The organism is Paenarthrobacter sp. TA1.8 (assembly GCF_048595705.1).
Classification (GTDB): domain Bacteria; phylum Actinomycetota; class Actinomycetes; order Actinomycetales; family Micrococcaceae; genus Arthrobacter; species Arthrobacter nitroguajacolicus.
In genome coordinates, this window is record NZ_CP184287.1 from 3823343 (window position 1) to 3836640 (window position 13298).

General features: G+C 59.5%; 17 protein-coding genes and 1 pseudogene. 14 read left to right on the forward strand and 4 right to left on the reverse strand.

Features of this window, described 5'->3' with window-relative positions; all coding sequences use genetic code 11:
- Positions 1 to 129: 129 nt before the first annotated feature.
- Positions 130 to 323: pseudogene (locus tag ACNAOT_RS17790) on the reverse strand (recombinase family protein); the annotation flags it as partial.
- Between the two features lie 229 nt (positions 324 to 552).
- Here ACNAOT_RS17790 and ACNAOT_RS17795 point away from each other — a divergent pair.
- From ACNAOT_RS17795 to ACNAOT_RS17810, 4 genes are all read left to right on the forward strand, one after another.
- On the forward strand, positions 553 to 1584 hold the full coding sequence (locus ACNAOT_RS17795) for a tetratricopeptide repeat protein (protein WP_420178798.1): 1032 nt from the start codon (positions 553 to 555) through the stop codon (positions 1582 to 1584).
- A 226-nt stretch (positions 1585 to 1810) separates the two neighbouring features.
- On the forward strand, positions 1811 to 2686 hold the full coding sequence (locus ACNAOT_RS17800) for a barstar family protein (RefSeq protein WP_420178799.1): 876 nt from the start codon (positions 1811 to 1813) through the stop codon (positions 2684 to 2686).
- Between the two features lie 156 nt (positions 2687 to 2842).
- A complete protein-coding gene (locus tag ACNAOT_RS17805; RefSeq protein WP_420178800.1) occupies positions 2843 to 3115 on the forward strand; it encodes a hypothetical protein in 273 nt (90 codons plus the stop codon).
- Positions 3116 to 3479: 364 nt separating this feature from the next.
- Positions 3480 to 4037, forward strand: a complete 558-nt coding sequence (locus ACNAOT_RS17810; protein ID WP_420178801.1) for a hypothetical protein — start codon at positions 3480 to 3482, stop codon at positions 4035 to 4037.
- A 79-nt stretch (positions 4038 to 4116) separates the two neighbouring features.
- Here the strand turns inward: ACNAOT_RS17810 and ACNAOT_RS17815 are convergent, their stop codons facing one another.
- Positions 4117 to 4572: an AAA family ATPase gene (locus ACNAOT_RS17815; RefSeq protein ID WP_420178802.1), complete on the reverse strand. Its 456-nt coding sequence runs from the start codon at positions 4570 to 4572 to the stop codon at positions 4117 to 4119.
- Positions 4573 to 4790: 218 nt separating this feature from the next.
- Entirely contained in the window at positions 4791 to 5372 is a 582-nt protein-coding gene (locus tag ACNAOT_RS17820) for a hypothetical protein (RefSeq protein ID WP_420178803.1), read from the reverse strand.
- A 173-nt stretch (positions 5373 to 5545) separates the two neighbouring features.
- Here ACNAOT_RS17820 and ACNAOT_RS17825 point away from each other — a divergent pair, with 173 nt between their 5' ends.
- From ACNAOT_RS17825 to ACNAOT_RS17845, 5 genes are all read left to right on the forward strand, one after another.
- Positions 5546 to 6511 carry a hypothetical protein gene (locus ACNAOT_RS17825; protein WP_420178804.1) on the forward strand — a complete coding sequence of 322 codons (966 nt, stop codon included), beginning with the start codon at positions 5546 to 5548 and terminating at the stop codon, positions 6509 to 6511.
- A gap of 149 nt (positions 6512 to 6660) precedes the next feature.
- Positions 6661 to 7164, forward strand: a complete 504-nt coding sequence (locus ACNAOT_RS17830; protein ID WP_420178805.1) for an RNA polymerase sigma factor — start codon at positions 6661 to 6663, stop codon at positions 7162 to 7164.
- A 2-nt stretch (positions 7165 to 7166) separates the two neighbouring features.
- The gene (locus tag ACNAOT_RS17835; RefSeq protein WP_420178806.1) at positions 7167 to 8039 is read left to right on the forward strand and encodes a hypothetical protein; all 873 of its coding nucleotides are present in this window, start codon (positions 7167 to 7169) and stop codon (positions 8037 to 8039) included.
- Between the two features lie 34 nt (positions 8040 to 8073).
- A complete protein-coding gene (locus ACNAOT_RS17840) occupies positions 8074 to 8655 on the forward strand; it encodes a DUF1349 domain-containing protein (RefSeq protein WP_420178807.1) in 582 nt (193 codons plus the stop codon).
- A 232-nt stretch (positions 8656 to 8887) separates the two neighbouring features.
- Complete coding sequence (locus ACNAOT_RS17845) at positions 8888 to 9295, forward strand: hypothetical protein (protein WP_420178808.1); 408 nt, start codon at positions 8888 to 8890, stop codon at positions 9293 to 9295.
- On the opposite strand, the gene ACNAOT_RS17850 is transcribed toward ACNAOT_RS17845, so the two are convergent.
- Complete coding sequence (locus ACNAOT_RS17850; RefSeq protein ID WP_420178809.1) at positions 9296 to 10177, reverse strand: helix-turn-helix transcriptional regulator; 882 nt, start codon at positions 10175 to 10177, stop codon at positions 9296 to 9298. It lies immediately after the preceding gene.
- 133 nt (positions 10178 to 10310) lie between these two features.
- Between ACNAOT_RS17850 and ACNAOT_RS17855 the strand changes: the two genes are divergently transcribed.
- The 5 genes from ACNAOT_RS17855 to ACNAOT_RS17875 all read left to right on the forward strand — a co-directional run bounded on the left by ACNAOT_RS17855 (position 10311) and on the right by ACNAOT_RS17875 (position 13175).
- A complete protein-coding gene (locus ACNAOT_RS17855) occupies positions 10311 to 10721 on the forward strand; it encodes a (R)-mandelonitrile lyase (RefSeq protein ID WP_420178810.1) in 411 nt (136 codons plus the stop codon).
- Positions 10722 to 10752: 31 nt separating this feature from the next.
- Positions 10753 to 11610 (forward strand): aldo/keto reductase, encoded by an 858-nt coding sequence (locus ACNAOT_RS17860; protein ID WP_420178811.1) that lies wholly within the window; start codon positions 10753 to 10755, stop codon positions 11608 to 11610.
- 134 nt (positions 11611 to 11744) lie between these two features.
- A complete protein-coding gene (locus ACNAOT_RS17865; RefSeq protein ID WP_420178812.1) occupies positions 11745 to 12317 on the forward strand; it encodes a flavodoxin in 573 nt (190 codons plus the stop codon).
- Between the two features lie 59 nt (positions 12318 to 12376).
- A complete protein-coding gene (locus tag ACNAOT_RS17870; protein ID WP_420178813.1) occupies positions 12377 to 12700 on the forward strand; it encodes a carboxymuconolactone decarboxylase family protein in 324 nt (107 codons plus the stop codon).
- Between the two features lie 175 nt (positions 12701 to 12875).
- Positions 12876 to 13175, forward strand: a complete 300-nt coding sequence (locus ACNAOT_RS17875) for a DUF4193 domain-containing protein (RefSeq protein WP_420178814.1) — start codon at positions 12876 to 12878, stop codon at positions 13173 to 13175.
- Positions 13176 to 13298: the final 123 nt, after the last annotated feature.

Consider the following 13298-nt stretch of genomic DNA (forward strand, 5'->3'; position numbering starts at 1 on the left):
GAGAATGACCCTCTAACAACGAAAGGACCCTGCTCCCAAGCAGCATCAGAGCTAGAACACCAAAAAAGACCGCTTGCACCTTCGTGGGCTGCTGCTTCCTTGGCGTCATAGCTTGAGCCTATTGATGGCCGCGATATTCCTCGCGTCGGGCAGCGACCGGGCGAGGCGATCAAGCCTGGTCACCACGAGAGTGTCTCCGTTGCTGCATGCGGCCAGGGCTTTGCAAAGGCCGGGCGTTCCCGCTGGGTGCCTGTGAATCTGTGATCCACGTGGATAGCATCGGGACCCACGCCGGCCGCGAGAGCATCCCGATGGGCGGTCAAATCTTGAGTGTTTGTGGTAACCGATAAGCATGACGCCGAATGTAGCGTTTAGGGCCCCTTCACCGGGCAGTTTCGCGGCCGGGTCTTACGGGAATCCGGGGACCCGGAACGGCGGGAATTTCGACGCCCGCAAGGTGGGATAGAACGGCGGCCGATGGAGGACCGGCTTACGGACACCACCGAACTAGCCAATCGTTATGCGGATGGAGGTCACGGGTAATCTGAAGCGATGTCCTATGACTTGGCAGTTTTTGGTTCCGAGGCACTCCTAAGCGGAGATGTAACTACGCGCATCACGAACATCCGCGGCCTGACCGCTGACTTGGACCCCGACATGACGGCTTTTCCCTGGAGTTTCCGCGTCTTCAGAGGTCCCAAGCGTATTTACAGCTTCACGGTCGAAGGACCTTATGAAGATAGCGGCGAAGACACTCCCGAAACGTACGCCGAGATGGTCGTGTTTGGCATCAAGTATCGATACGACATTCTCATCGAAGGGGACGGAGATGCTTCGGGCGTCCCTTCTGCTCAGGCCTTCGCCAAGAAATTAGCCAAAGCTGTCAGCGGGTTCGCTATGGACCTACAGACCGACGAAGTATGGCCGAAGCCCAGGAAGCCTGCGCCCTCCACTGATTGGTATGACTCGCCCGATTGGAGCGATGAGGCAAAGTCGGAGTTCGAGGAAAAGCTCCTAAGCGTCCCTGGCACGAGTAGCGGATACCTGCACAGCAAAGCGATCCGACTCCAAATGGCGGGCGAGCTGAAAGGTGCCAGCGAACTTTGGTTACGGGTGCTGGATGACACGGACGAGTTCGTGGCCATGTCGTCCCACAATGCTGCCTTGGAACGCCTGGGTGATATTTACGCCAAAGAGAACCCCGAGTTGTCCGCGCACTACTACCGTCGATTGCTGGCAAAAGACAGTCACCAAATGACAACGGGAACGCAGGCCATCAAACTTGCTCAAGTCCTCATAACCCGAGGCGAGACCTCCGACCTCGAAGAGGCAGCAGTGCTGCTCGAACGCTGGGCCGAGGGGCCAGATGACCCCTTTGCCGTTAACAACTTCAGATGGAACATGGCCGTCATCCATTTGGCCCAAGCCATCGGCGACCAAGACGCTGCACGCAAGGCTGCACGACGTGGCTTGGACCTCCTTGGAGTGGGCCCTCAGTTCCCAGCTCAGATGTGCAGTCAGAGGTGCAGGGGTGTGCACGTGAACGACGAAACTCTGGATTGGCTGCAGCAAATAGCTGAATAGATCCCGTCCGGCAGTGGCGTAACCGCGTGGCGGGCGCGCCCGGTAAGGGATCCTTTACCGGACGCACTTCGGCACGTGAAATGGGGATGTTTACCGGGCGTCAGCCACCGCCTCTGCTTGTACGGCCGTTGCTTTCTATCTCTTGGTTTTGGTGCAGACTTGTCCAATGGCCATCCCCCGAAGCGTTGAGTCTGTAACAGATGGGTCAGCACCATGGGTGCACCACGTGACCGAATCACAGGCGGAAATGATCCGTGCAACTCTTACCGGTGCCGATGTTCTGATTATCGAATTGGACGGTTCTAAAATGCGGACGGTCGATGGCCTTTTTTCCGAGTACCAAAGGGGCTTCTTGTTTCCGGAGTACTTTGGCCGGAACTGGAACGCCTTCGATGAATGTATACGCGACCTGGAATGGCTGCCTGCCCGAAAGTACGTGACCATCATCAGCCGTGCGGATCAACTGCTGTCAAAAGATTGGGCAGAGATAACGACGTATCTGCGCAAAATCCAGTCTGCGGGGCAAACATGGCCCACGACTGCGGGCCTTGGCTACGAACGAGGACACTCGGATATCACCTTCAACACCGTGCATGTCGAAAGTGACGCTGCCCATCAACCTCAGGGAGTACTTGCCAAGATACGTTCGAGCGTGGCAAGTCGGCCCCCACTGATCGGAGATGCAACCAGCCCCATTGCTCGCCGCACCGCACGACAGGTCCAGAGCCAGCCACGTACCGCAACGTACTTGTTGGGAGCTGCCGACGAAATCGTATGGGCTGAAGGAACCGACGAATGGAGCGCGCTTATGACGGTGTTCCTTCAATATCTGGAGGAACTCCCTACGCCTCAGCCGCTTAGGCCGATCCTCTCCACGGCTAGCAGGTACTGGACGTCCGAGGCGCTGGATGCAGAGGTTCTAGAAGCAGCGAAGGCGGAATGCTGGACCGTCCTGAAAACCTTCAAGTTTGGACAGGACGTAGTCAGTCCGGAAGGTAGATACGCGAGAGCTCTACTATGCGTCCTGGATCCCGAAGATTACGACGGAGAGATGCGTGACACCGCAGAGTGGTTCGCCGCTATGGTTTGGAACATACGGTGAGGCCTCAGCTGACTCATCGCTTCCGTATAGAGCGCACGACAAGTGGTAGATCACCGGATGCGCTCGTGCCCGCTAGAGGATCCTCTATCGGACGTGGTTCGGCTACTCGGTATGTGCCTGGACAGCTCGGGACGTGCCGCCGATAGTCTGGCTTTCATGGAAGTGTTACACCCTGAGCCCCGAGACACGGATTTAGTCGACCTTTTGAATGCTCGTGATGGCATCGGAACCTTGGTGGACGTACAGGACGGGGACACTTTCACGGTTTTCAACATCGCTTGGGGATACGACCTTGGCGATGAATACGCGCATATAACAACTAACGCAAGCCCGTTCGTGGCTGGCCAGCCGATCGATTTCTTCTTTACCGACAAGGTCACCCACGTCCGAGACGCCTCGACGGGGAGAGTCCTGTACTCCCGGCCGTGAATAGGGCTCGTTCCGTCAAAATTCCCGCCGGCATGGCGGCCGGTTCAAAATCGGGGCCCGGCGCGCCCGCTAAGGGATCCCCTTGCAGGCGACCAAATCCGCCAAATAGTGCTGTTAAAACGCCGCCCTTTACTGCTGAAAGTCACAGCCGATCCCTAACCGGGTGCTTGAAGCGTCCGATAGACCCCGGCTTACGTCGGGTTCTAGGGCCCCGAGAAGGGATCGGCTTCCTCAGCCGGGATACCGTGAAGGCGACGTCCTCCCGTGGTTCGCGTTACCCCTACCCCGCGAAAGAAGCCTGATGAAAACGGACACTGAAGTACTGGCAACCGACTTTATGCGATTTGCGTCCCTGCTATGACACATGAACCTCTCCGTCGTGGCGCTCAAATACGAATCCCTTGCCAGAGCGCTTCAGACCGAACCATCGGCAGAGTCTGTGGAGGAAGTTCGCCTGTGGCTCCGCTCGTCACTGAAGGGCGGCAGCGGAAGCCTCAGTGACCGGTACGTGCAGAAGGACGGAGCAGTGGATGAACTCCTCAACGCCGAGTACGAAGAACTTCTCCAGAAGTTCACGGATTTCATGAATGCTGAGCCGGAATCGAAGGCGAGCGCGGCTGCTGCCATGTTCGCCAATGGAGGCACTTACTTCCGTCTGATCGAAACTCCCGTCCGCAATAGATGGTTCTCCATCAAAGGAACCTTCACTTACGAAGTAGCGACTGCGCCGGGAGTCACACGGCTGGTGACTTTGGATCAACTCGGTCAAGCTGTCGGTTATGGGCCGCAGAACTCCCGGAAGGACTGGCAGGAGTGCCGGATGGTTGCAGACCGCCTTTTCAGGGAGGGACGCAGGGACCATTGGGTTCACTACTCCAGCTCCTATGTCGTTCCGGACGATGCACTCCGAAAGGATCGGTAGGGATATGGTCGCAAAGGGGAGCGTCTACCTGATGCAGACGGCAATGGAGGTGTCTCGGTGAACGATCGTTTATCGGGCGTTAGGACTCATTGGACATCGCGATGAGACGTTCAATATCATCCGCCAGCTCTGGGACCGGCCGACGAGCATCGAGTTCGAGGGTCGCCCCGTTCCGAAGCAGTGGTTCGACTTCGAGAATGTTTTGCCGGATCGCGGACTGGTCCGCCTCTGAGTTGCCGTAGGGATTGTTCTTACGAACCGAGACGCGCTCGATGAGGACATCTACGGGTGCGCTCAGGAGAACAACAGCGGCGAAACGATCATAGAAGCATCCTTGATTCTCGACAGTCCCTGAGACAACCAGGGAAGAATCAGATGCCAGAAGTGCCGACATGCGCGGTTCATCCCATGTGCTGTCAGGAAGCACCCAGGAGTCATAGTCGGTGTCGATCGTTCGGTAGCCTCTCCGGGACAACTCGCGCAGCACCGTTGTCTTTCCCACGCCTGACATGCCGGTGATCAGAACTTGAGACATGCGAGTCAGCGTATACGGTGGGCCAGAGTGTCCGGTAGCCGTTCCCTGAACGGACAATCTCCGTTGGCCTCCGGTAGCCGATTGGCAAGGGCATATAGATCAGTCGTCTGGTGAGTCCGACTGAGAGCCCCGAGCAGACCCCGGCCCGCCCGATACACGATCCTTGGTGGAACGCCAGCAAGTCTGTGCGTCACATGACGGTGAGTCGCAGTGAACGCCTACCCCCTTAGGCAGAAATACGCCATCCCGAGTACGCCTCGATAGCCCTCTTCATATGCAGCGCGCTGTTCCTCATATTGCCGACGGACCTGCTCTGCGGCGGGATGGTCGGCATCATGTGCTTCTAGCCAACGGGTAAACCTGTCGCGATACCCGGCTTCGAAGACGTCCCATTCCTGAACGCTTGCCTGGTCGTCGTCCAGCACCTCGAAGCCAGCGGCGCTGATCTGCTCGCGTAACGCATCTTGTGTCAGGTACTCGTCATCACGTCCGGCCAGAGGGGCGGTGGCGGCCGGATGAGGTGTTGCTGACCAGATCGCCTCACCGTAGACGAGTCGGCCGCCGGGAAGCACCAGAGCTCGAAGGGCGCGCAGGGCTGCGGCGTAGTCGAGCGCCTGCGGGGCCGACGTCAAAACCCGAAGTAGTAGTTCACCCCACCCGCACCCCATGTCCAGAACCTCAGCCGGCGCCGGGTCGGACAGGAACGCCACAAGGTGTGCAGCACGTTCCTCGGAAAGCGGGGTAAGCCAGGTCAGGGACTCGTAGAGGGGCGGCAGTTCAAGCGAAGTACTGTCGGTCACTCAATGATGTTCTCACGACTCACAGAAGCGGCTGAGCGGCACCCTTCCAGATGGAAACGAAGCATGTTCTGAAAAGATTTTGGGAGCCGTTGTAAGTATTCGTTCCTACCCGGAAACAACATGTGTGAGCGGGCTGATCTGCCCGGCTCGACTAAGGGGGAAGGAACCCAGCCATGAAGTACCACCGATCCGACTACGCGAAGTACGCCATTCTCACATCGCTTGCACTTGCACTTGCTCTCACCGCGTGCACGTCGGCACCACTCGTGGCAGGGACGTCAACCACGGCTACAGTTTCAGAGGAAATCCCGACCCTCACGCCGCCATCTCCTGCTCCCATGGAAGAGGAGGGGCTTCCCTCCCCTGCAACCAGCGCCCTCACGCCGGCTGACGACTCCCTGCCCAATGTTCCGACATCTGCGGCAGAGACCCCGATTATTGGAACTTCCCCATGGCCAACACCGGTTTCAGTGCCTGCAACACCCCTTATTCCTGGCGAGCCCACGGTCCCCTCGTCTCCCGTGAGCACCCCACCGACAGTCATCGTAGAGGCGCCGATTACTCCCGTTATCCCCTCCGCCCCGCACGTCTCGCCCGACTACGGGAACGGCACGTTTACCTTCCCGGACGGCCACATCTCCTTCGATGTGCCCACCGGCTGGACTGTACAGGTGGAGCAGGCACCGTACAACGAAGAAGCAAATCATCCCGGCGGAAAGGAGAACTCACTGGCTGCCAATATCTTCGACAACAACGGTGACAAAGTTGCCCACATCACCAGCGGAGGCACCGGAGGTCTGGTCGGAGGGCCGGTCAACCGCACCATCCTCGACTCGCAGGAACTCAGTGCGTTCGACAGTCGCAACGGCGCCTCTCACTTCGCTTTCGTAAGGGATGACTATGCCGACTTCCCTGAATTTCCGGTCCGCTATTACATGGGCGTTGTGGCTGAGTACTTCATGACAGAAGGTCCCGACAGCACCTCCGTGAACAGCTTCATGATCATGCCGAACGGGGCAGCAACCGCGGTTGCGGAGATCGACGCGTCCATGACGCCTGAAACCGCTGCAGCGTGGATGAAAACTGATCAATACGTCAAGCTTCGGGCACTGCTGACCAGTCTCCGCTACGCTGCCTAACCACCAAACGCTCCAGATACCCGGCAAGCCCACCAGGAGGCTTGCCGGGTATCTCTCTTTAAGTTTTCAGCAGTTATGTAAGAAACAGCCGTCTCCGGGAAACTAAGTGTTTGAATCATCAAGCGCTAGCCCGGGGGAAAGAAATAAAGATGTTGGCTACTAGAGAGCAGGAACTGAGTGCTCTTCATGCTGAACACTTCAGCCGCATCTACCAATACATCGCGTATCGGATCAACGACCGGGAACGGGCCGAGGAGCTGGCTAATGATGTGTTCCGGATCGTTTGGGAAAAAATGCCTGCCGAACCGCCGGGCATCGGGTGGCTGATAGCCACAGCCCGGAACGTGCTGGGCAACGAATACAAAGGCCGACGACGGCGCGAACAGCTTATGGAGCGCCTCGCCGAAGAAGCCCGCATTAGGGCATCCGAAAGCGAGGATGACCAACAGGCCAACGTTGCCGACATTCTCTCCAAGCTGAAGGACAAGGACCGCGAGATCCTGATGCTCTCCTACTGGGACGACCTCACTACAGCCCAATTGGCCGAGAGCCTGGGGTGTTCCCCATCGGCTGCAGCCGTCAGGCTTCACCGGGCCCGCAAGGCCTTTGCGAAAGCCGCACCGACATACCTCATGACAGAACGGGAAGTCTAACCATGGACCGCATCGAACAACTCATGAAAAACTCAAAACCCCACGTCCCCGCACCAGGCACCACCCCGGGTGTCCTGACGGGACGGTCTCATGTCTTCTCCGACGATCCCAACGTCGTGTCTCTCGCCGAGCACAAGCGTCGGCGATCGGGGTGGGTAGGCACCGCAGGTGTGGTTCTCGCTGCGGCGGCCGTCGTCGGGGCAGTCGTTGTAGCAGGGAACCTGGCACCTCAGTCTGCGCCGGCACCTGCCACCACCGAAACCCCCACTGTGACGGCTACGCCGACGGCCACGCCTTCGCCCTCGCCTTCGTCAACGGCAACCCCAACGGCAATCCCGACGGCGGAGGCTACCCAAGTGCCGATGCCCACCATCCCGGCCGTGGCCACAACCGCGCCGGTAGCCCCGCCGATTCCCGCCCCCACCACTGTGCCGCCCACCATTGCAGCTCCTCCCGGCCCCGCCGCAGGTGCCTGCACCGTGGACAACATTGACATCCAACGTGCTGATCAAGTCAGGGCCATCAAACCCATCCCGACCAATGAACAGCAGTACTACACCGTCCTCGGCTGCGCCGAAGGCTGGCTCGCCTACTCCATCTCCGATGAAGGAATTAAGGCCATCGGTCTTGACGGCGGCAACGCCTGGTACGGCGTGGCCAGGCTGCAGGACAACGGTCGATACCTGAACGACCACGGACAGCTCTGGTCAAGCGTCTACAACTGGGAGTTCCAGACCTACGCGGTCCAAAACGGCCAGTACGCCACCGCGCAGGAAGGCATGGACAAAGAGTTCACCGACAAGGGCATCCCGGTCCGCCTGAGGGCTCAACTTGTTGGACCGGGACCCACCACCCCTGGCGGGACAAACCCCTAAAGCGCCTACCCATTAATGAACATCGAGGAGCCCTGTGCCAACTGACATCCCCTGGAGCCGCGGCGAGTGGACCAACCGGCCAGCCGCCGTCGTCGAGCAGGCCGGTGACCTTCTCGTGACTGCAGCCGAAAGCAGCGACGCTTGGCGCGTGACGTCCTACGGATTCATCCACGACACCGAGCACGCGCTGCTCGCACCCTTCCCGCAAGACAGTGCCATGGAGGTTGAGTTCACTGCCGCGTTCTCCCAACAGTTCGACCAAGCGGGCATCTTCGTGCGCATCAGCGCCGAGCATTGGATCAAGGCCGGTGTGGAATTCGCCGACGGCGCCGCTCAAGTGGGTGCGGTGGTGACGGACCGCTTCTCGGACTGGTCCTTGGCGCCTGTCCCGGACTGGAACGGCGGGCGGGTCCGCATTCGGATCAGCCGCTCGGGCGACGCCCTAACCATCCGCGCTGGTTCGGGCGGCGACGACCTCCAATTGGTACGTGTTGTGCCGTTGGCACCTGACGTGGTCGCACTCGCCGGGCCGTTCACCTGCGCACCAACACGCGCAGGGCTGACAGTCCCTTTCCACTCTTGGTGGGCTACTCCCCCGGACAGCCAACTCCACTGATGCCAGCGAGGCTGAGGCGAACTTGCGGGCCCAACCGTTCATGAGATCATGGAGGTTCCGGCAGCCTGCCATTGACAGTGCTGCGACTCAGTTGGCTCCGTAACAAGCCTATGGGGGGCACATCACGGTGGAAGATACTGCAAGTCTTTGGCGTACTGATCCTGCCACGTTTCGTGACGTGGTGATCGACCGTCAAGCCCTGGAAGCTGCGTTAGCAGGCGAGTGTCCTCCCGTGGAACGCATTAGGTATCTTGCGCTACTTGGCCGGGACACCGAGGCCTTGGACGAAGGCTTCAAACTACTCCCCCACACACCTGACCGCCGGGAGCTGTTGCTGGTCCTTGCCCAGATCAATCAGCGTCAGTACCGGTGGCACGAGGCCGCCGTGCTCCATGAAAAAGCGCTCCGAACAGTCCGGTCGCCGGAAGAGGAAGCCTACGTTCGCCACCACATAGGCAGGCGACTTTTCGACGAAGCCCGCTTCCGCGCTGCTGCCGATGAATTTCAGTGGGCAGCGGACCTCTACCGAGTCGCCGACCAACCTGAACTCGCAGAAGACAACCGCCAAGCCATGCGCCACGCCCTGCAGGTGCACGGCGCCGAGCGGGGCGCAGGACGTTCGGCTTTCGACCTTTCCTAGTCAGGCCTTCGGCGGAATGACTGGTGCTTTGGTCTGGTTCTTGTTGCTGGCGTTCCAGCTGGCCAGGAAGTCGAGTTGATCTTGGGCGTGACTTCCCGGTTCGGCGGAGTAGGCGATCAGGGTTAGCCCCTCGCCGGGGAGCTCCAGTGCGTCGCCGGTGAGTTCGATTTCCCCGACGAGCTGGTTGCGCATTGTTTTGCGGGCAGTGCGGTGGAAGCGGACGTTGTGACGTGCCCAACGCGTTGAGAATTCGCTGCTGCCGGCGGCCAGGTCGCCAATGAGACTGTTCAACGCGCGATCCCGTGGATTCTGGCCGGATTCTGTGCGCATCGCCGCCGCGAAGTCGTCGGCGAGAGTATCCCAGTCGACAAAGAAGTCCTTGGACCGGGAATCCAAAAACATGAAACGGGCAAGGTTCACCGGAAGCTTTTCGGGGCTGAGGATGTCGGTGTACAGAGCGAAACACAAACCGTTGGCGGCTACGACGTCCATGCGCGCGTTCCGGACGTAGGCGGGCGTCCCGGTCATCCCGGCCAAGACTCTTTCGATGCTTGGGCGTACTTCCGCACGGGGACGCCGCGAGGCTGCCGCTGGGGTGGGCACCGCCGCCTTGGCCAGATCAAACAAGTGGGCGCGTTCCGCTTCATCAAGCCGCAGGGCTCGGGCCAAAGAGTCAAGAACGGAGTCGGACACACCACGAAGATTTCCCCGCTCGAGCCGGGCGTAATACTCGGTGCTAACGCCCGTGAGCATAGCTACTTCTTCGCGCTTAAGACCGGCTACCCTCCTGACTCCCCCATAGGCGGGCAGCCCTGCCTGGGCCGGGGTGATGCGTGCCCGGCGGCTCATAAGGAACTCGCGGACGTCATTGGTGTTGTCCATGCCTCCTAGGCTACGGCGAAAGCGGAACGGCCTAACAGGAACTGCCAGTACACCGTACAACAGGCCCTCCCACCCCAGTAAAAGGGCTGGTTGTCTTGAATAGGACCCGTTCAAGGAAGGACACCGTCTCATCATGCGCCTCGCTATTCCAGGCCCAAGTACTAAAGGACCCACCGACAAATTCACGGGCGACGTGCATCTCAACACCGTGCATTCTGCTGAGAATCCCTCACGGCTGAACTCTGCCATGGTCCGCTTTGGTCCCGCAGCCCGCACCCATTGGCACTCCCACCCCCTTGGTCAGACGCTGCACTGCACAGATGGTCTGGGACTGGTAGCCACCCGCGACGGCAACGTCATCCTCATGCGGGCAGGGGACACCGTCTACACCCCGCCCGGTGAGGAACACTGGCATGGCGCAACACAGGACAGCCTCATGTGCCATCTTGCCCTTGTTGAACATGAGGACGGACATACGGCGACATGGCTTGAACCGGTCAGCGAGCACGATTATCAGGCGGCTAACACCGCCACCCATGAATAAAGCCCTCAACCAACAACATTAAGGAACACAAATGAAGAACGTCACCCTCAACAACGGCGTGGAAATGCCAATCCTGGGCTTCGGTGTATTCCAGATTCCCGAGGAGGATACGCAGGCAGCTGTCGAAGCAGCACTCGCCGCCGGATACCGACACTTGGACACAGCGGCCTCCTACGGCAACGAAAACGCCGTCGGCGCCGCCATCAAAGCAAGCGGAATCATTCGCGAGGAACTGTTCATCACCACCAAACTGTGGATCCAGCATGCACCAACGGGCAGCGTCTACGACGAGACCAAACGTTCCTTCCAGAACTCCCTGAACCGCCTTGGACTGGACTACCTCGACCTTTACCTGATCCACCAGCCACTTGGGGACTACTACAGCGAATGGCGGGCCATGCAGGACCTGAACAAGCAAGGACTTGCCCGCGCCATCGGTGTATCCAACTTCCACCCGGACCGCCTGGTTGATCTGATTGACCACAACGAGATCGTTCCGGCCGTAAACCAGATCGAGACTCACCCCTTCCACCAACGCGCCGCAGACCAGGAGTTGATGCAAGAGCGTGGCGTCCAAATCGAGTCTTGGGGGCCATTCGCTGAAGGCAAGAACAACATCTTCACCGATCCTGTGCTCAGTCTCATCGCTGATGCCCACGGTAAATCCGTGGCACAGGTGGTGCTCCGCTGGCTCATCCAGCGCGGCGTGGTGGTCATCCCCAAATCCGTCCGGCCTGAGCGGATGGCCCAGAACTTGGACGTCTTCGACTTCACCCTCGCCGAGGATCAGATGAGCACGATTGCAACCTTGGACACCGGGGCCAGCCTCTTCTTCGACCACCGCGACCCTGCCATGGTTGGCTGGCTCGGCGGGCGTCGCTACAACTAAAAGACGGGTATCCCATGGCCACGAGCCCTTTTAGCATCAGCCGTCGGTCCGCCCTTCGTGGGGCGGCCGCAGGGCTGACAGGCACCCTGCTGGCCACAGCCTCGGCGGGGTGCACAACCCAAGGAAGTGCCACAGTGCCGTCGTCATCCCCCCGCACCGGCCAGCCCGACCAAAGCAGTAAACGTGTCTTGACCGCCTACTTTTCCCGGGCAGGAGAAAACTACTACTACGGCGGCCGAACCAACATGGAGATCGGCAATACCGAGGTACTGGTCGGCATGATCAAAGACCTAATACCGTGCGAGGTACACCGCATCGAGGCAGCAGAGCCGTACCCGGAAAGCTATGACGCCACTGTGGCCCGGAACGTACGCGAGCAGGACGAAGGTTCCCGTCCTGCGATCAGCAACCCACTGCCCTCCATCGAGCAGTACGACACCGTGCTTCTAGCAAGCGGAATCTGGAACGTCAGGGCTCCACTGATCATGACCACCTTCACCGAAAGCTACGACTTCACCGGCAAGACCGTATACCCGGTCACCACCCATGCCATGAGCGGACTGGGCAACACCGCGCGCGACTACGGACAATCCTGCCGTGGCGCAACTATCGCAGATGGATTGGCAGTCAGAGGCGAGGAAGTCCGCGACGCTGGAGCCGACGTCGAGTCCTGGCTGAAACGCACTGGACTTCTCTCGGCATTTTAGGGCTGGCAGAAAAGCTGAGCACAAATCCACAGCACCAGGCATTCCCGAAAGGATCATTTATGAGCGAGTCACAGCAGACAAGGGCACAGCAACTCATCGGCGACTTCGCCCCGAAACTCGTCGAGCTCACAGACGGAGTTCTTTTCGGCGACATATGGGAAAGAGAAGAGCTTTCCCCCCGGGAGCGAAGCCTGGTCACCGTTGCCAGCTTGATCACCAGTGGCAGCACCGAGCAACTTCGCGGACACCTCTCCAAGGCACGGACCAACGGACTGACCGAGACCGAACTCAAAGAGGCAATCATCCATTTGGCCTTCTACGCCGGTTGGCCCAAAGCCATGTCTGCCATCAAAGTCGCGAAAGAGGTATTCGGCGAAGACTAAACCCGGTAGTTTGCAAGGCAAGTGGGGCCTCCCATAGGTCCTTCTTGGGTTCCAGCCAATCTGCGGTTCCAGCGACGCGTCGCCGGCTCGCCGCGTGGGGAATACAAAACGGGCAGCCCGAGTTACAACGTGCGCACATAACCAAACAGGCACTTTTACAAGGGGGTTTACCGCTTTGGCCACCGATTACGACGCACCGCGGGCGCTGCCCGAAGAGGAACTGGCATTGCCTCTGGCCGAGCTGGCACCTGCCAAGGGCGCTACACGTACGGACACGATTGACCTGGACGAAGGGGAGCTGGCTGACGCCTTCGAACTTCCCGGCGCTGACCTTTCCGGCGAGGAACTTCAGGTTGAGATCGTCCCCATTCAGAACGACGAGTTCACGTGTATGTCCTGCTTCCTGGTCCACCACCGCAGCCAACTCGCAAGGGAAACCAACGGGCAGAAGTACTGCACAGAATGTGAAGGCTAGCCGGAGCAGGCAATATTGACTCTCGGGAACGTGAAGTCTGTCCTATGTGTCGTGACCGTCTCCAGCTGACCGCTGACAGGTAGTGCGCTGGTGCCGAGCCATTCGGGGCTGGCGTGTTGGCCA

What these genes read in the sequence shown, in the direction of transcription:
- ACNAOT_RS17855 (WP_420178810.1), top strand. Translation starts at nt 10,311, where the DNA reads ATGCGCCTCGCTATTCCAGGCCCAAGTACTAAAGGACCCACCGACAAA.
- ACNAOT_RS17815 (WP_420178802.1), bottom strand. Translation starts at nt 4,572, where the DNA reads ATGTCTCAAGTTCTGATCACCGGCATGTCAGGCGTGGGAAAGACAACG.
- ACNAOT_RS17825 (WP_420178804.1), top strand. Translation starts at nt 5,546, where the DNA reads ATGAAGTACCACCGATCCGACTACGCGAAGTACGCCATTCTCACATCG.
- ACNAOT_RS17805 (WP_420178800.1), top strand. Translation starts at nt 2,843, where the DNA reads ATGGAAGTGTTACACCCTGAGCCCCGAGACACGGATTTAGTCGACCTT.
- ACNAOT_RS17810 (WP_420178801.1), top strand. Translation starts at nt 3,480, where the DNA reads ATGAACCTCTCCGTCGTGGCGCTCAAATACGAATCCCTTGCCAGAGCG.
- ACNAOT_RS17850 (WP_420178809.1), bottom strand. Translation starts at nt 10,177, where the DNA reads ATGGACAACACCAATGACGTCCGCGAGTTCCTTATGAGCCGCCGGGCA.
- ACNAOT_RS17795 (WP_420178798.1), top strand. Translation starts at nt 553, where the DNA reads ATGTCCTATGACTTGGCAGTTTTTGGTTCCGAGGCACTCCTAAGCGGA.
- ACNAOT_RS17860 (WP_420178811.1), top strand. Translation starts at nt 10,753, where the DNA reads ATGAAGAACGTCACCCTCAACAACGGCGTGGAAATGCCAATCCTGGGC.
- ACNAOT_RS17830 (WP_420178805.1), top strand. Translation starts at nt 6,661, where the DNA reads ATGTTGGCTACTAGAGAGCAGGAACTGAGTGCTCTTCATGCTGAACAC.
- ACNAOT_RS17835 (WP_420178806.1), top strand. Translation starts at nt 7,167, where the DNA reads ATGGACCGCATCGAACAACTCATGAAAAACTCAAAACCCCACGTCCCC.
- ACNAOT_RS17870 (WP_420178813.1), top strand. Translation starts at nt 12,377, where the DNA reads ATGAGCGAGTCACAGCAGACAAGGGCACAGCAACTCATCGGCGACTTC.